Origin of the sequence: Micromonospora auratinigra, assembly GCF_900089595.1 — a bacterium.
Lineage (GTDB): Bacteria > Actinomycetota > Actinomycetes > Mycobacteriales > Micromonosporaceae > Micromonospora > Micromonospora auratinigra.
Map to the genome: position 1 here is coordinate 4,887,699 of NZ_LT594323.1, position 16,553 is coordinate 4,904,251.

The 16,553-nt window shown below is 72.3% G+C and carries 16 protein-coding genes and 1 pseudogene; 16 read left to right on the forward strand and 1 reads right to left on the reverse strand.

What is annotated here, in order from left to right; all coding sequences use genetic code 11:
* The first annotated feature begins 142 nt into the window (after positions 1-142).
* From GA0070611_RS21965 to GA0070611_RS22015, 11 genes are all read left to right on the forward strand, one after another.
* Positions 143-511, forward strand: a complete 369-nt coding sequence (locus tag GA0070611_RS21965) for a DUF485 domain-containing protein (RefSeq protein WP_091667354.1) — start codon at positions 143-145, stop codon at positions 509-511.
* Positions 489-2,162: a solute symporter family protein gene (locus GA0070611_RS21970; RefSeq protein WP_091667356.1), complete on the forward strand. Its 1,674-nt coding sequence runs from the start codon at positions 489-491 to the stop codon at positions 2,160-2,162. Before GA0070611_RS21965 ends, GA0070611_RS21970 begins: the two co-directional genes overlap by 23 nt.
* A 65-nt stretch (positions 2,163-2,227) precedes the next feature.
* Positions 2,228-3,205, forward strand: coding sequence for an NAD-dependent epimerase/dehydratase family protein (locus GA0070611_RS21975; RefSeq protein ID WP_091667358.1), 978 nt, complete (start codon positions 2,228-2,230; stop codon positions 3,203-3,205).
* Between the two features lie 74 nt (positions 3,206-3,279).
* Entirely contained in the window at positions 3,280-4,509 is a 1,230-nt protein-coding gene (locus tag GA0070611_RS21980) for an LCP family protein (RefSeq protein WP_091667361.1), read from the forward strand.
* Positions 4,510-4,712: 203 nt separating this feature from the next.
* Positions 4,713-5,921, forward strand: a complete 1,209-nt coding sequence (locus GA0070611_RS21985) for an LCP family protein (RefSeq protein WP_091667364.1) — start codon at positions 4,713-4,715, stop codon at positions 5,919-5,921.
* Between the two features lie 376 nt (positions 5,922-6,297).
* A complete protein-coding gene (locus tag GA0070611_RS21990; RefSeq protein WP_456238056.1) occupies positions 6,298-7,041 on the forward strand; it encodes an LCP family protein in 744 nt (247 codons plus the stop codon).
* Positions 7,042-7,069: 28 nt separating this feature from the next.
* Positions 7,070-7,405: a rhodanese-like domain-containing protein gene (locus GA0070611_RS21995; protein WP_091667369.1), complete on the forward strand. Its 336-nt coding sequence runs from the start codon at positions 7,070-7,072 to the stop codon at positions 7,403-7,405.
* 13 nt (positions 7,406-7,418) lie between these two features.
* Positions 7,419-8,210 (forward strand): glycerophosphodiester phosphodiesterase, encoded by a 792-nt coding sequence (locus tag GA0070611_RS22000; protein WP_091667372.1) that lies wholly within the window; start codon positions 7,419-7,421, stop codon positions 8,208-8,210.
* A gap of 82 nt (positions 8,211-8,292) precedes the next feature.
* Positions 8,293-9,747, forward strand: a complete 1,455-nt coding sequence (locus tag GA0070611_RS22005; protein ID WP_091667374.1) for a sensor histidine kinase — start codon at positions 8,293-8,295, stop codon at positions 9,745-9,747.
* 1 nt (position 9,748) lies between these two features.
* Positions 9,749-10,225: an ATP-binding protein gene (locus GA0070611_RS22010; RefSeq protein WP_407940449.1), complete on the forward strand. Its 477-nt coding sequence runs from the start codon at positions 9,749-9,751 to the stop codon at positions 10,223-10,225.
* Positions 10,226-10,253: 28 nt separating this feature from the next.
* Positions 10,254-11,141: a DUF5926 family protein gene (locus tag GA0070611_RS22015; protein WP_091667378.1), complete on the forward strand. Its 888-nt coding sequence runs from the start codon at positions 10,254-10,256 to the stop codon at positions 11,139-11,141.
* 48 nt (positions 11,142-11,189) lie between these two features.
* Here the strand turns inward: GA0070611_RS22015 and GA0070611_RS22020 are convergent, their stop codons facing one another.
* Positions 11,190-12,404 carry an arginine deiminase gene (locus GA0070611_RS22020; protein ID WP_091667381.1) on the reverse strand — a complete coding sequence of 405 codons (1,215 nt, stop codon included), beginning with the start codon at positions 12,402-12,404 and terminating at the stop codon, positions 11,190-11,192.
* Between the two features lie 161 nt (positions 12,405-12,565).
* Between GA0070611_RS22020 and GA0070611_RS22025 the strand changes: the two genes are divergently transcribed.
* From GA0070611_RS22025 to pheA, 5 genes and pseudogenes are all read left to right on the forward strand, one after another.
* A complete protein-coding gene (locus GA0070611_RS22025; RefSeq protein ID WP_091667383.1) occupies positions 12,566-13,303 on the forward strand; it encodes a hypothetical protein in 738 nt (245 codons plus the stop codon).
* Positions 13,304-13,568: 265 nt separating this feature from the next.
* Positions 13,569-14,419, forward strand: a pseudogene (locus GA0070611_RS22030) (IS5 family transposase).
* 29 nt (positions 14,420-14,448) lie between these two features.
* Entirely contained in the window at positions 14,449-14,904 is a 456-nt protein-coding gene (locus tag GA0070611_RS22035; RefSeq protein WP_091667385.1) for a hypothetical protein, read from the forward strand.
* 143 nt (positions 14,905-15,047) lie between these two features.
* Positions 15,048-15,578 (forward strand): hypothetical protein, encoded by a 531-nt coding sequence (locus tag GA0070611_RS22040; RefSeq protein WP_197675771.1) that lies wholly within the window; start codon positions 15,048-15,050, stop codon positions 15,576-15,578.
* A gap of 10 nt (positions 15,579-15,588) precedes the next feature.
* Positions 15,589-16,545, forward strand: coding sequence for a prephenate dehydratase (gene pheA, locus GA0070611_RS22045; protein WP_091673263.1), 957 nt, complete (start codon positions 15,589-15,591; stop codon positions 16,543-16,545).
* Positions 16,546-16,553 lie beyond the last annotated feature (8 nt).

Genomic DNA, 16,553 nt, shown 5'->3' on the forward strand with positions numbered 1-16,553 from the left:
GAGTGACCCAGGTCACTCGGCGCAGCCGGAGTGCCGTTCGGCGCAGCCGTCGACCGTGGCCGATCCGAGCCTTCCCCGGCGGGGAGCGCGGTCTCTACCGTGCGCGAAACTCCCCACGCCCTGCGAAGGTGGTGATCCACAGATGTCCACGGACACTCCGGCGTCCGCGCCGGCCGAGTCGGCGGCGGAACGCTATCTGGCCGTACAACGGTCGGACGAGTTCGCCGGCCTGCGGCGTACGCTGCGCGGCTTCATCTTCCCGATGACCGTCGCGTTCTTCCTGTGGTACGCGCTCTACGTCATCCTCTCCGCGTACGCGCGGGGATTCATGGGCACGAAGATCGTCGGCAACATCAACGTCGCCCTGGTCTTCGGCCTGCTCCAGTTCGTCTCGACCTTCCTCATCGCCTGGCTCTACGCCCGCTTCGCCGACCGGCGGATCGACCCGGTCGCCGACCGGATCCGCACCGAGATGGGGGAGGTGACCCATGAACACGGTCCTCGCGGCTGAGGCCGGCGGCACCACCGCCCGCAACCTCACCATCACACTCTTCCTGATCTTCGTGGCGATCACCCTGGTGATCACCGTGTGGGCCAGCCGGCAGACCAAGACCGCCACCGACTTCTACGCGGGCGGCCGGTCCTTCTCCGGCTTCCAGAACGGCATGGCGATCGGCGGCGACTACATGTCGGCGGCGTCCTTCCTGGGCATCGCCGGCATCATCGCCCTCTACGGCTACGACGGCTTCCTCTACTCGATCGGCTTCCTGGTCGCCTGGCTGGTGGCGCTGCTGCTCGTGGCCGAACTGCTGCGCAACTCCGGCCGGTACACGATGGCCGACGTGCTGGCCTTCCGGATGCGCCAGCGGCCGGTGCGTACGGCGGCGGCGGTCTCCACCATCATCGTCTCGATCTTCTACCTGCTGGCCCAGATGGTCGGGGCGGGCGCGCTGGTCGCGCTCCTGCTCGGCATCAAGCCGGGCACCACCTTCCTCGGCATGGACGCGGACACCGCGAAGGTGGCCACCATCGTCATGGTCGGCGCCCTGATGATCATCTACGTCACCCTGGGCGGCATGAAGGGCACCACGTACGTCCAGATCGTCAAGGCGTTCCTGCTGATGACCGGCGCGATCGTGATGACCCTGCTGGTGCTGGCGAAGTACAAGTTCAACCTCTCCTCGCTGCTCGGCGACGCCGCTGCCGCGTCCGGCAAGGGGAGCAACTTCCTCGAACCCGGCCTGCGCTACGGCGTGGAGACGCCCGGGGACGCGCTGAAGACCTTCTACAGCAAGATGGACCTGCTGTCGCTGGGCGTCGCGCTGGTGCTCGGCACCGCCGGCCTGCCGCACATCCTGATCCGCTTCTACACCGTGCCGACCGCCAAGGCGGCCCGGAAGAGCGTGCTCTGGGCGATCGGCATCATCGGCGCGTTCTACCTGCTGACCCTGGCCCTCGGCTTCGGCGCCGCGGCGCTGGTCGGCGGCAAGGCGATCACCGCGCAGGACAAGGCGGGCAACACGGCGGCGCCGCAGCTCGCCGAGGCGCTGGGCAAGGACTTCTTCGGCGGGAGCCTCGGCGGGGCCACCCTGTTGGCCATCATCGCGGCGGTCGCCTTCGCCACCATCCTGGCGGTGGTCGCCGGGTTGACCCTGGCCTCGTCGTCCAGCCTGGCGCACGACTTCTACGCCAACGTGATCCGGGACGGGCAGGCCTCCGAGCGGCAGGAGGTGATGGTGGCCCGGATCTCCGCCCTGGTCATCGGCGGCGTCTCGATCCTGCTGTCGATCTTCGTGCAGAACCTGAACGTGGCGTTCCTGGTGGCGCTGGCCTTCGCGGTGGCCGCCTCGGGCAACCTGCCGGCGATCCTCTACAGCCTGTTCTGGCGGCGGTTCAACACCTCCGGGGCGGTCTGGGCGATCTACGGCGGCCTGCTCGCGGCCGTGGTGCTGGTCTTCTTCTCCCCGGTGGTCTCCGGGGCGCCGACGGCGATGTTCCCCGAGCACGACTGGCACTGGTTCCCGCTGTCGAACCCGGGCATCATCTCCATTCCGTTCGGTTTCCTCTGCGGCTGGATCGGCACCCTGGTGTCGAAGGAGCACGACGAGGAGAAGTACGCGGAGCTGGAGGTCCGCTCGCTCACCGGCGCGGGCGCGCACTGACGCTCGACGCGGCGGGTCGGAGCCGAGAACGGCTCCGACCCGCCGCCCTGTATAGGCTGGCCAGCATGAAGGTTGAGCCCCGTTTCGGCACCGGACACCGGATCCTCGTCACCGGCGGCGCCGGCTTCGTGCCGTCCCACCTCGTCGACCGGCTGGTCGAGCGCGGCTGCACCGTCGTCGTGCTGGACAACTTCGTCACCGGCTCGAAGGAGAACGTGGCCCACCTGCTGGGCACGCCCACCTTCACGCTGGTCGAGGCGGACATCTCCGAGGGGCTGCCGGACCACCCGGCGCTGGCCGAGCGGTTCGACGCCATCCTGCACATGGCCTCGCCGGCCAGCCCCACCGACTTCGAGAAGCTGCCGGTGGAGATCCTGCGGGTCGGCTCGGTGGGCACCCTGCACCTGCTGGAGCGGGCCACCGCCGACGGCGCGCGGTTCCTGATGGCCTCCACCTCCGAGGCGTACGGGGACCCGAAGGAGCACCCGCAGCGCGAGACGTACTGGGGCAACGTCAACCCGATCGGCATCCGAAGCGTCTACGACGAGGCGAAGCGGTTCTCCGAGGCGGCCACCATGGCGTACCACCGCAGCCGGGGCACCGACACCGCGATCGTGCGGATCTTCAACACGTACGGCCCGCGGATGCGGCCGGACGACGGTCGGGCCATCCCCACCTTCATCTCGCAGGCGCTGCGCGGCGAGCCGATCACGGTGCACGGCACCGGCAACCAGACCCGCTCGATCTGCTACGTGGACGACCTGGTCCGGGGCATCCTGCTGCTGCTCGACTCGACCGAGACCGGCCCGATCAACTGCGGCACCGAGCACGAGATGTCGATGCGGCAACTCGCCGAGACGATCGTGTCACTCACCGGAAGCACGTCCGAGGTGAGCTACATCACCCGGGCCTCGGACGACCCGGAGATGCGTCGTCCGGATCTCACCCTCGCCCGTGAGCTGCTGGGATACGAGCCCACCGTGACGCCCGAAGACGGTCTCGGACGCACGATCGCGTACTTCCGCGAGCGGCTAGGGTACTGAGCCACCCTGGGAGCCCGCTGACACCCGGTTGCGCCTGAGGGCGGTAGTGGTCCGGCCGACCTACCCTCGGTTACATGTCAGCGACCTCGTCTGCCGGCGTCCCGCTCCCGTACCTCCACCGCAGCGCGGGCCGCGCCCAGGTGCCCGGCCCCGGCCAGGGCACCGGGCGGTCCCGCACGACCGACGCCCGCTGGTACCCCGCGCCGGACGAGGAGCGCCGCTCCGGCGGTCCCGGCGGCCCGGCCGGCCCCGGTGGGCCGGTGGGCCCGGGTGGACCCGGCGGCTCCCGTGGTCCCGGCCGGCGCCCGCGCTGGGGCCGGATCGGCCTGGTGGCCGGCGTGGCGGTGCTGGTGCTCGCGCTGCTGGGCGGTGCGGGTGCCTGGTTCTACGCCCGCAACCTCAACGACGACCTGGCCCGGACGGACCCGTTCTCGGAGATCACCGGGGGCCGGCCGGCGAAGAAGGTCGACGGCGCGTTGAACATCCTGATGGTGGGCAGCGACTCGCGCGACCCGGACGCCCCGGTGGAGTCCTCCGGCAAGTGGCGGTCGGACACGATCATCCTCATGCATATCCCGGCCGACCACAAGGCGGCCTACCTGGTCTCCATCCCGCGTGACCTGTACGTCCCGATCCCGGAGAACGCGGGCGCGTCGTGCGACTCCGGCCAGCGCAACAAGATCAACGCTGCCTTCGCGTTCGGCGGCCTGCCGCTGGCGGTGAAGACCGTGGAGTGCTTCAGCGACGTCCGGATCGACCACGTGATGGCGATCGACTTCGCCGGCTTCAAGGAGGTCACCGACGCCGTCGGCGGGGTGGACCTCAAGGTGGACCGGACGATCACCTCGATTCACAAGCCGTACCGGAAGTTCACCAAGGGCGTGAACCACATGGACGGCGCCGAGGCCCTCGACTGGGTCCGGCAGCGCAAGCAGTTCCCCGACGGCGACTTCGCCCGGATGCGCCACCAGCAGGAGTTCCTCAAGGCCCTGATGGACAAGGCGGCCAGCACCGGCACGCTGAGCAACCCGAAGAAGCTGAACGACTTCCTCAAGGCGGTCACCGCGGCGGCCACCGTGGACAAGGACTTCTCGGTCACCGACATGGCGCTGGAGTTCCGCAACCTGCGCGGCGACAACCTCACCTTCCTGACCAGCCCCAACCTGGGCGGGCAGGACGTCGACGGCCAGTCGGTGGTGGTCTCCGACCGGGAGAAGGCGCTCGCTATGTACCAGGCCATCGCGGCGGACAAGATGGCCGACTGGGTGAAGGCCGACCAGCAGGCGGCGGGCTCCGGCAACTGACGCCCCCGAACCCCCGGACCGGTCGGTGGTCAAGGCTCGCGTAGGGCGCGCCAACCACCGACCGGTCGCTCTTCATCGACCGTTCGGACACACTGCTCGGACGACCGCCGGGTAAAGCGGGAATGGCCAGCAGATGAGGTCGCCAAGACGGGAACGGATACGTACAGTGGTCCCGCCCCCCGACCATCCGAGCTGGAGCACGCATGCCGGTTCACACCAGCCATCGCCCCCAGTCACTGGACGGAGCACCCGGCAGGGTGCCGCCGGTCATTCCGAACCAGCCCGTACCGGGCGGACGCGGCGCGGGCGGAGCGAAGAAGCGCACCCGGCGCAAGGATCCCCTCTGGGCCCGCCTGACGTTGATCTTCGGCGCGGTGCTGATGATGACCAGCGGCCTCGCCATCGTCGGCAGCAAGGCGGTGATCAGCAAGGCCACCAGCGGAATCGCCCAGCGCAACCTGCTCGGTGACGCGGGCAAGTCGGACGCCGAGGGCGGCAACAGCCTGGACGGCCCGATCGACATGCTGCTGCTCGGTGTCGACGCCCGGGAACGGTGGGCCAAGGACGACGTCCGGTCCGACACGATCATCATCCTGCACATCCCGGCCAGCCACGACCAGGCGTACCTGATCTCGATCCCGCGGGACACCGAGGCGCAGATCCCGGCCGACTCGAAGTCCGGCTACCCGGGCGGCGTCGACAAGATCAATGCGGCCTTCTTCTTCGGCGCCCAGAAGGGCGGCGGCTGGGAGGGCGGCGCCCGGCTGATGGCCAAGACCATCAAGAACATGACCGGGATCAGCTTCGACGGCGCCGCGATCATCAACTTCGGCGGCTTCAAGAACGTCATCGACGCGCTCGGCACGGTCCGGATCTGCGTCAGCCACGAGGTCAAGTCGCACCACATGTCGATGGTCGACGGCAAGCCGATGTGGAACGCCGACGCCAAGAAGACCGGCAAGCCGCGGACCCCGGTGGTGCACAAGAAGGGCTGCCGCGAGATGGAGGGCTGGGAGGCCCTGGACTACGCCCGCCAGCGCTACGGCCTGCCGAACAGCGACTACGACCGCCAGCAGAACCAGCAACAGCTGATCAAGGCGATGGCGAAGAAGGCCACCGACAAGGGCATGCTGACCAACCCGCTGAAGCTGAACCAGCTGATGAAGGCGGCCGGCAAGTCCCTCATCCTGGACACCGGCGGCGCGCCGATCGCGGACTTCATCTTCACTCTCAAGGGCGTCACCGGCAACGACCTGGTCACGCTGCGCACCAACGGCGGCACGTACGCCACCGCCGCCAGCGGGCGGGAGTCGCTCAACGAGACCAGCATGCAGATGTTCCGGGCGGTCAAGGAGGACAAGCTCGCCGACTTCGTGGTGGCGAACCCGGGCGTCCTCTCCACCCGGAAATGACCGCGCGCCGGCGGTAGCTGCGCGAAGCGGCCACCGCCGGGCCCCCGGCCCCGTAGCCTGACGTGAGCGGCATTCACGTACAGCGGGGAGGGGTGCCACGGCCAGGGCGGCACGGACCGGCAGCGGACGGGGGCGACCCGCCCGCTGGACCCGGTTCCTGCTCGGCGCGGGCCTCACCCTGGTCCTGCTCGCCACGCTCGGCCTCGCCGGCCTGCACTGGCTCACCCACCGCTACGAGCGCACCGTCACCCGGCAGCAACTGCTGGACGAGACCGCCCGGCAACCGCGCACCGACCTGTCGGGGCCGCTCAACTACCTGCTCATCGGCTCCGACCACCGGCCCGGCGCGAATCCCGAGGACCAACGCTCGGACACCATCCTGATCGTGCACGTGCCGGCCGGCATGCGGCAGGCGTACCTCGTGTCCATCCCGCGCGACCTCCTGGTGGCGATCCCGGCGGCGCCCGGCTACGGCGGCGGCCAGGACAAGATCAACGCGGCGTACGAGCACGGCGGCGGCGGCGAGGCCGGGGCCCGGCTGCTCTCCGCCACCCTCACCCGGCTCACCGGCCTGCGCTTCGACGGTGCCGCGCTGGTCGACTTCTCCGGCTTCAGACAGGTGATCGACCTGCTCGGCGGGATCCGGATGTGCGTGGACACCCCGGTCCGGTCGATCCACACGAAGACCCAGTTCGACCCGGGCTGCCGGCAGATGGACGGTGCGACCACGCTCGACTACGTCCGGCAGCGCTACGACCTGCCCGGAGGCGACTACGACCGGCAGCGGCACCAGCAGCAGATGATCCGCGCGGTGCTGGACCGGGCCGGCGAGACCCACCTGCGCAACGACCCGGTCCGGCTGGACAAGGTGCTGCGCGCGGTGGGTGGGGCGCTGACCGTGGACACCAACGGCGTACCGGTGGAGGACCTGCTGATGGCGTTCCGGACGCTGCCCGCCGACGCGTTGCAGGGGGTCCGGCTGCCCTCCGTCCCGCAGACCATCGACCAGGTCTCCTACGTGGTGCTGGAGAACGGCGGCGACGGCGTCTTCGCCGCGCTGCGCTCCGCCCGGATGCCGGACTGGGCGGCCACGAACCCCCGCTGGGTCACCCGGCTCTGACCGACGCCGGCCCACTAGGCTTGGCACCGTGTTCGGACCCCAGGTTCCCAGCGTGCCCGCGTCGGCCGTGCCCGACGACGTCTACCTGCTCGACGTCCGGGAGGACGACGAGTGGACCGCCGGCCACGCGCCGGCCGCCCACCACCTGCCGATGACCGAGCTGCCCGCCCGGATCGCCGAGATCCCCCAGGACCGGGACGTCGCGGTGATCTGCCGCTCCGGCGGCCGGTCCGCCCAGGTCGTCGGCTACCTCCTGCGCAACGGGTGGGACCAGGTGCGCAACGTCGAGGGCGGGATGGGCGACTGGGCCGCCGCCGGCCGTCCCGTGGTCACCGACGACGGGCAGCCGGGCCGGGTCGCCTGAGGCGCGACGCGACATGGCCGCCCCCCTGGTCTTCGCGCACCGCGGTTCCTCGTACGACCTGCCGGAGCACACGCTCGCCGCGTACCTGCGCGCCCTCGACGAGGGGGCCGACGGGTTGGAGTGCGACGTCCGGCTCACCCGGGACGGGCACCTGGTCTGCGTGCACGACCGCCGGCTGGACCGGACCAGCAACGGGCACGGGCTGGTCAGCGCCCGTACCCTCGCCGAGCTGGACACCCTGGACTTCGGCTCCTGGCACCCCGGTGCGGTGGCCGCCGACGGGGACGGCCCGCTCGACGAGTCGCACACCCGGCTGCTCACCCTGGAACGGCTGCTCGACGCCGTGCTGGCCGCCGGCCGGCCGGTCCGGCTGCTGATCGAGACCAAGCACCCGTCCCGGTACGGCCGGGACGTCGAGCGCCGCCTGGTCGCCCTGCTGCGCCGCTACGGGCTGGCCGAGCCCGGGCCGGACGACCCGGTCCGGGTCACGGTGATGTCCTTCTCCCCGCTGGCCGTCCGCCGGATCCGGGAACTCGCGCCCACCCTCCCCACGGTGCTGCTGCTGGAGGTCCTGCCGCGCTGGCTGCGGCTGGGCCGGCTGCCGTTCGGCACCCGGATCGCCGGGCCGGGCATCGCCCTGGTCCGGGCCCGGCCGCAGCTCGTGCCCGCGCTGCGGGCCGCCGGCAACCAGGTGTACGTCTGGACCGTCAACGAACCGGAGGACCTGGAACTGGTGCTGGCCGCCGGGGTGGACGGCGTGATCACCGACCGCCCGGCCCGGGCGCTGGACCGGCTGGCCCGTTGAGCCCGGTCGAACCAGCCGGTGGCCGACCCCGGTCGCCCGGCCGGGGGTGCCCCCGGACCGGTCGGCGGGGCACACTCGGGGCATGTCGGAGCGAACCGATTTCACCGCTCTCATCGCCGGGCACACCGGCGTGATCGCCATGATCAACGCCGGCGAGTCCGGCCTCTCCGTGCTGACCCGGCTGCTCCGGGTCGTCGAGCCGGCGGTCGGGGCGGCCGGGCTGGTCTGGGTCGAGTTCGCCCCGGCCGGCGGCCGGGTGATCGCCGCCACCGGGAGCGCGGAGTTCGTCGTCGGCCGCCCGCTGCCGGCCACCGACCCGGCCACCGTCTGCCTGCTCTCCGGCCCCCCGGTACGCGAGGTGCGGGTGGACGCCATCCCCGGCGCGCTCCCCGTCGAGGTCGCCGGCCGGGGGCTGTGCCGGATGATCGTGGCCCGCGCGGAGATCGGCGGCCTGACCGTGGGCAGCCTGCACGCCCTCTACCCGGAGGGTGAGCCGCTGGACGAGTCCCAGCGCGCCGTCATCGGGTACGTCGCCGCCTGCATCGGCCACATGTACGGCGACCAGACCGGCCTCCCGGTGCACGGCGACGGCCCGGTGGTGGCCGCGCTGGCCGACGGCCTGGCGGTGGTGGACCGGGAGCACCACGTACGCCTCTGGAACCCGGCCGCCGCCCAGGTCACCGGTCGCCCGGCGGAGCAGGCGCTGAACCGCCCGCTGCCGTTCCCGCTGCCCCCGTCCGGGCAGGTGCTCGACCACCGGCTGCCGGACGGCCGCTGGTTGCGGATCACCGCCGGGGAGCTGCCCGGGCCCGGCGCGCTGCGGGTGGTCACCTTCCGGGACATCACCGACCAGCAGCGCCGCGACCACGACCGGGACCTCTTCGTCGCGGTCACCAGCCACGAGCTGCGCACCCCGGTCACCGTGATCAAGGGGTACGCGGACACCCTCACCGACCACTGGGAGTCGCTCAGCGACGACGACCGGCGGCAGGCGGCCCGGATCATCGGCCAGCGCGCCAACGAACTGGCCCGGCTGGTCGACCGGCTGCTCACCACCGCCACCGAGCACCGCCCCGGCGGCGAGCCCGCCGCCCCCTTCGACCTCGTCGACGCGCTGCGCGGCGCGGTGTCCGACCTGCCGGCGGACGTCCGGCACCGGATCGTCCTCGACCTCCCCGACGACCTGCCCAAGGCGCTGGGCGACCGGCACAGCCTGGCCACCGTGCTCACCGAGCTGGGCACCAACGCCGGCAAGTACTCGCTGCCGGACACCCCGATCGAGGTCACCGCCGAGGCGAACGAGCGGACCGTCTCCTTCCGGGTCGCCGACCGGGGCATCGGCATCCGGCCCGAGCACGTGGAGCGGGCCTTCGACCGGTTCTGGCAGGGCGAGTCCGGGGACCGGCGGCGCTACCCGGGGGCGGGGCTGGGTCTCTATCTCGTCCGCCAGATCGTTGAACAGCAGAATGGATGGGTATCCCTCCGACCGAGGACCGGCGGGGGTACGGTCGCAGAGGTGCGGCTGCCACGGGGATGACCTGGCGCGGGCGGGAGGAACGACGACGGTGGAGACGGGTTCGGCCGAACGATCGTGGTGCGTGGTGGTGCCCCACCACCCGACCGGCGCGCGCGTCGCCCGGCACCGCCTCGCCGACGAGCTGGTCGACGTCGTACCCCCGGCCCTGCTGGCGGACCTGGTCGCGGTCCTCGCCGAACTGGTCGGCAACGCCATCCGCCACGCGGACCCGCTGCCCGGTGGTGTGGTCCGGGTGGCCTGGCGGCTGCGGGCCGGCGCCGACGGGCCCTCCGTCCAGCTCCGGGTGACCGACGGCGGCTCCGCCTCGGGCCCGCTGATGCGGCCGTCGGACCCGGATTCGGTCGACGGGCGAGGGCTGCACATCGTCTCCGGCCTGGCCAGCCGCTGGGGCGTCGAACGGGACGGCCTGGGCCAGAGCGTCTGGGCCGAGTTCGACCCGACCGGCTCACCCCGGGCCGACCTGGTCGCGGCCGGCTGACCGGCCCGGTCGTCTAGGCTGTCTCGCCGTGAGCAAGCGTCGAAAGAGCCAGCGGGCCACCGAAGCAACCGCCCCGAAGCGGGAGAAGGTGCGCGACATCTTCGTGCCCCGACCGTTCGAGGGGTTGGTCGACGAGCCGGAGTGGATCGCCCTGCGCGAGCTGGTCCCGGCCGCCTCCGCGCCGCTGGCACTGGCCCCCGAACTGGCCGAGGAGTACGGTGACCGGCCCGTCACCCTGGCCACCGTGCTGCCGATGGCCGCCCCGGCGATGACCAAGCCGGACGGGCGGGTCTTCATCGGCCTCCAGCGCCACCAGCAGTCCGGCGACGTCTCCCGGGACCTGGCCGACGCGCTGCTCTGCGCCCTGCGTACCGAGCCGGGCGGGCAGGTCTCGGTGCCGCCGCTGCCCGGCCCGGGCCCGCGTCTCCAGGACGTCCTGGTGGACGGGCCGCTGGAGATCAGCATGCACGACGGTTTCGAGTTCTGGCTGGACCCGGGGGCCGCCGACGACCCGACCGTGCAGGCCTCCCTGGAGCGGGCCAACGCGGCGATCTACCCCACCGTCAAGCTGGCGGCGGCGCGCGCCGCGTACTGGTGCCAGGTGCCGGAGAAGGCCCACGTGCGCTGGGTCCTCCCCGACGACGAGGACGCGGCGCTGGACGCGTTGTCCCGGCTGGGCGTGGCCGGCACGCTGACCCTCGGCGGGAACACCCGCTTCGCCGGCATGTTCCGGGCGCACGGCCGCCTGGTGCCGGTCTGGGACCTGCCCGAGGACGTACCGGCCACCGAGTGGGAGGAGCCGGTGACCGAGTTCGCCGAGCGCTACGCGGAGGCGCTGGAGGAGAAGGAGCCGCTGGACGCCGCCGGTCGGCGCGCCCGGCAGGGGCTCCTCGGCCGCCAGCTCACCCTGCGCTGACCCGAGCCGCGCGGACGGGCCCCGGTCGTCGACCGGGGCCCGTCGCCGTCAGCGGCGCAGCGGCTCGCGGACCAGCGGGCAGGACATGCAGCGGGGGCCGCCCCGGCCGGAGCCCAGCTCCGAGCCGGCGATCGCGATCACCTCGATGCCGGCCCGCTCCAGCTGCGCGTTGGTCTCCACGTTGCGCTCGTAGCCGACGCAGAGCCGGGGGGCGAGGGCGAGGGTGTTGTTGCCGTCGTCCCACTGTTCCCGCTCGGCGGTGACCGGGTCGAGACCCGTGTCGATCACCCGGAGCTGGTCCAGGTCCATCGCGTCGGCGGCGGCGCGCAGGAACGGCGCCGGACCGTCGACCCGCGGGTCCTCGCCGTCCGCCCCGGCGATCACCGTGTACGCCGACAGTGAGCTGGCGATGTTCGGGTACATCAGCACGGCGTCCGAGTCCACCATGGTGCAGACGGTGTCGAGGTGCATGGTGGCCCGTTCCTGAGCGATCGGCACCACCAGGATGGTGTGCGCCAGGCCGGCGCCGAAGACCTGCCGGGCGAGCCGTTCCGCCCCGGCCGGCGTGGTCCGCTCGCCCACCCCGACGGCCAGCACGCCCGGGGCGAGCAGCAGCACGTCGCCGCCCTCCAGGTGCTCCAGCTCCGGGTGGTAGACGAACTGGGTGCCGGCGAAGCGCGGGTGGTGGCGGTAGATGGCGTCGGTGAGGCTGGTCTCCCGCCGGCGGGCCGGCATGGCCAGGCTCGTCACCCCGACCCGGTCGCCGATCCAGACCGAGGAGTCCCGGGTGAAGAGCAGGTTGGGCAGCGGGTCGATGACGAAGTCGTGCCGGTCCATCAGGGTCCAGACCAGACCGCCCGGCCGGTCCTTGCCGATCCGCAGCTCCTCGTGGGCCAGCCCGGCGGTCAGCACGTCGGCGAGGGCGGCGGGGTCGAGGTAGGCGAGGTGGTCGGCGACCCGGCGGCGCAGGGTGTCCCCCAGCCGGGGCGAGCGGAGGACCAGCTCGGTCAGCTCGGCCCGGGCGTCCGGTACGGCGAGCGTCTCGGCCAGCAGGGTGGCGAGGTAGAGCACCTCCACCCCGCGTTCGCGCAGCGCAGCGGCGAAGGCGTCATGCTCCTCCTGTGCCCTTCCCACCCATGGGATAGCGTCAAAGAGCAACGAGTCGTTGTTGCGAGGGGTGAGGCGAGCGAGTTCCGGCCCGGGACGGTGCAGCAGCACGGTACCGAGCCGACCGACCTCGCTGTCCACGTAGTGGGTCACCATCGCAGCGTAGGGCAGGGCTTCCGCACCATCCGGGAAAAGAAGTGTGAATGAATATGGCATTCATCCACACTCATTCCGGTGCTCCAACTTGCCGTGCCCCCGGGTAGGCAACGTAGGGTAGTGGAGACATAACTTCGAGAGACCTTTTGCCGGAGGTCGCGATGACTGTCTTTCCCGCTCGTCGAGCCGTACCCACGCGGGCACTGCCGCCCGTCGCGGGGCCCCAGCCCAGGGTGGAGTCCACCTCGGTGCTCGAGCCGGCCCGACCGACGCCACTCGACTGGGCCCGACGCCGTCGGGCCGAGCGCGGTGCCCGTCGGCTGGAGGCCGCCGGGGCACGCGCCCTGGGCCAGCTCGACCACCTCGGACCCGCCTGGCACGTCATCGAGTGGCCCCGTACCGACGTCGCCGACGTCCTCCTCGACCGGGGGCAGGACGACCGCGCCGGGTTCCTCGCCATCGGGCCGAGCGGGCTCTTCGCGGTCACCATCGCCGACCACGGCCGCGCCCGGGTGCTCGTCGCCGGGGACGTGGTGCAGATCAACGGCAAGCGTCCGCCCTATGTGGCCGAGGCCCGCCGGGACGCCAAGCGGGCCAGCAAGGCGCTCTCCGACGCGGTCGGCCTGCCGATCCCGGTCACGCCGGTGCTGACCTTCGTCGGCTCCGGCGTGATCAGCGTCTACGGTCTGCCCAAGGACTGCCTCATGGCCACCCACCGGGAGCTGGACCGGCTGCTCGTCGCGGGCGGCAACCGGATCAGCCCGGCCACCGCCGAGAAGCTGTCCCGGGTCGCCCAGGCCCCGTCCACCTGGCTGAACGGCACCTACCGTCCAACTGCCGACTACCGGTGGTACGACGAGGGCCGAACGGCCGCTGACAAGCGGGCCGCCCGGCGGTAACGTCTCCGGCGACGCCACGCGGTCCGCGGAACCGCCCCCGGTGGTTCCCGTCGGCCGCGCCGTCGCCGGCCGCCCGACACCGGGCACCCGTCGCACCGACATCCGTTCCCCCGGCCCGCCGCCGCCCGGGACCTCCCGAGCAGCACCGGCGACCGGTGGGGCGAGCGCGAGCGGGCGGTCGCCGTGACGACCGGCTAGCGTGGACAGACCGTCGGTGTACCTAGGCAGTGTCTTCAAAGGATCTCGGTGTCGGATGATGTAGGGCGTGGGTCGTCGCTACGAGTTGTCTGACGTCGAGTGGGAAGCGCTGTCGAGGTATCTGCCGTCGGCGGTGACGGGTGGTCGGCCTCGGGTCGATGACCGGCGGATGCTCAACGGGATCGTGTGGAAGATCCGGGCCGGTGCGGCGTGGCGTGATGTGCCGGCCCGGTACGGGTCCTGGCAGTCGATCTACACCCGTTTCCGCAGGTGGGCCCTCGATGGCACGTTCGAGCGGATGCTCGCCGGGGTCCAGGCCGACGCGGATGCGGCAGGGGATATCGACTGGCTGGTATCGGTCGACTCGACCATCGTGCGGGCCCACCAGCACGCCGCCGGCGCTAAAGGGGGCGCCGGGAATCGGACGAACCACAAGATCACGCCCTCGGTCGATCTCGAGGTGGACTGACCACCAAGATTCACCTCGCCTGCGACGGCCTGGGCCGGACCCTTGCGTTCGTGCTCTCCGGCGGCAACGTCAACGACTGCACCCGTTTCACCCAGGTCCTCGCCGGCATCCGTGTCGAGCGTTCGGGTCCCGGCCGGCCCCGCGTCCGTCCGGACCACGTCATCGCCGACAAGGGCTACAGCTCCAAGGCCATCCGCGCCGACCTACGCCGGCGAGGCATCGGGCACACGATCCCGGAGCGCGCCGACCAGCAGGCAAACCGCCGCAGGCGAGGCAGCCGCGGTGGCCGGCCACCGGTGTTCGACAAGCAGATCTACAAGCGGCGCAACGTCGTCGAACGCTGCTTCAACCGGCTCAAGCAGTGCCGCAGCGTCGCCACCCGCTATGACAAGACCGCGACGTCGTATCAGGCCACCGTCACCATCGCCGCGCTACTCCAATGGTTGTGAACCTTTGAAGACACGGCCTAGGAGGCGCGGTGGCCCACGTCGAACTCTCGCTCTCGGAAGTGTTCCCCGCGACGACGGGAGCACCGACCGGGCAGGAGTCCGACAACGTCGGGCAGTGGGCGGCCACGGTGTCCCGGGCCGCCGAGCCGTGTCTGCTGATCGACGGCGACACCACCGTGGTGGCCATCTCCGCGGCCGGCTGCGAGCTGCTCTGCCTGGGCACGCCCGAGGACCTGGTGGGTCTGCCGCTGCTGGAGGGTGGCCTGCGCCTGGTCGACTTCACCGCCAAGCCGAGCGAGCTCACCGAGCAGGACACCGAGAAGATCCCGCCGCTGCTGGCGCTGCACTCCGGCCGGCTCGCCCGGGGGCTGCTGCGGGTCCAGGGGCCGGGTGACGACGCCGGCACCACCGTCGACGCCATCTCCACCCCCGTGCTCGCCGAGGGTGAGGTCGCCGGCTCGCTCACCTTCTTCTCCCGGGTCTGAGCCAACCGGCCCGCGCGCGAACGGCCGCCACCTGCACCGGGCACAATCGGTCCACGCACGACCTTCACCCGCTCCGCCGATCCTCCTACGATGGGCTCGGCCAGTCGGCCGTGACGACGTACGTCGATGTCGAGGATCGGATCGTGCCCCCCACCCCACCCCGCCCCGCCCGCCGGCACCTCAGCCGCCCGGTGGCCCTGGTCGCCCTGCTGGCCCTCGCCGGCTGCGGCGCTCCACCCCAGCTACGACAGCAGGCCACCCCGGTGCCCACCACCGCCGCCACGGCCACCGCCACCGCCATGCCCGGGGCGACGCCGACCCTGCCGCCGCCCCCGCCGACCCCGGCGCCCACCGGCACCCCCGGCGACCAGCTCGCCGTGCCCTGCTCGTCCGGCCCGTCCGGGGACCGGGTGGTGGCGCTGCTGCGTGGCCCGGCCCGGGTGCTGCCCCGGGGCGTACGGGTCACCGTCGGGACGGGACCGCTGTGCGCCGGAGGCTGGCAGTACACGGTCCTGACGGTGGCCGGGCACGAGGAGCTCCAGGTGGTCACCGAGGGCCGGCCCACCGCCCTGAAGCTGGTCACCGCGGGGACCGACGTCTGCTCCCCCGAGGTACGCGCCGCCGGACCGCCCGGCATCCGGACCTTGGCCTGTGACGGCACCCCGGGTGCGTAGGCTGGTCGCCATGCCGGGAACACCGCCGACCCGCTTCGTCTACCTGGGCCCCGAGGGCACCTTCGCCGAGCAGGCCCTGCGTACCGTGCCCGCCGCCGAGCGGGGCAGCCGGACGCCGGCCCGCAGCGTCGGCGAGGCGCTGGACGCCGTCCGGGCCGGGGAGGCGGACGCCGCCCTGGTGCCGCTGGAGAACTCGATCGGCGGCGCGGTCGGGGTGACCCTCGACGAGCTGGCCGAGGGGGAACCACTGGTGATCACCCGGGAGGTGATCCTGCCGGTGGAGTTCGTGCTCGCCGCCCGGCCGGGCACCACGGTCGGCGCAATCGGCAGCGTGGCGGCGCACCCCCAGGCGTCCACCCAGTGCCGCAACTGGCTGCGCGACCACCTGCCGGACGCCACGGTGGTCGACGTGCTCTCCAACGGCGCCGCCGCGGCCGGTGCGGCGAGCGGCGAGTACGACGCCGCGATCTGCGCCCCGATCGGCGCGGCCCGGCACCGGCTCACCCTGCTCGCCGACAAGATCGCCGACCACCCGGACGCGGTGACCCGGTTCGCCCTGGTGTCCCGCCCGGGGCCGCCGTCCCCGCCCACCGGGGACGACGTCACGTCGCTGGCGGTCTACATCGCCCACGACCGGGTCGGCGCGCTGCTGTCGGTGCTGATGGAGCTGGCCGTGCGCGGGGTGAACCTGAGCCGGATCGAGTCCCGCCCGACGGGCGAGGCGCTCGGCCGGTACGTCTTCTTCCTCGACTGCACCGGCCACGTCGCCGACGTACGGCTCGGCGAGGCGTTGCAGGGGCTGCGCCGGGTCTGCGCCGACGTGCGTTTCCTCGGCTCGTACCCCCGGCACCGGTGGAGTCCGACGGTGAACGGCCGACCGGTCCCCGCACCGGCCGGCCTCTCCGACGCCGACTACGCCGACGCGGGGGCCTGGTTGGCCCGGCTGCGCGCCGGCGAGCTGAGCTGACGGTGCGG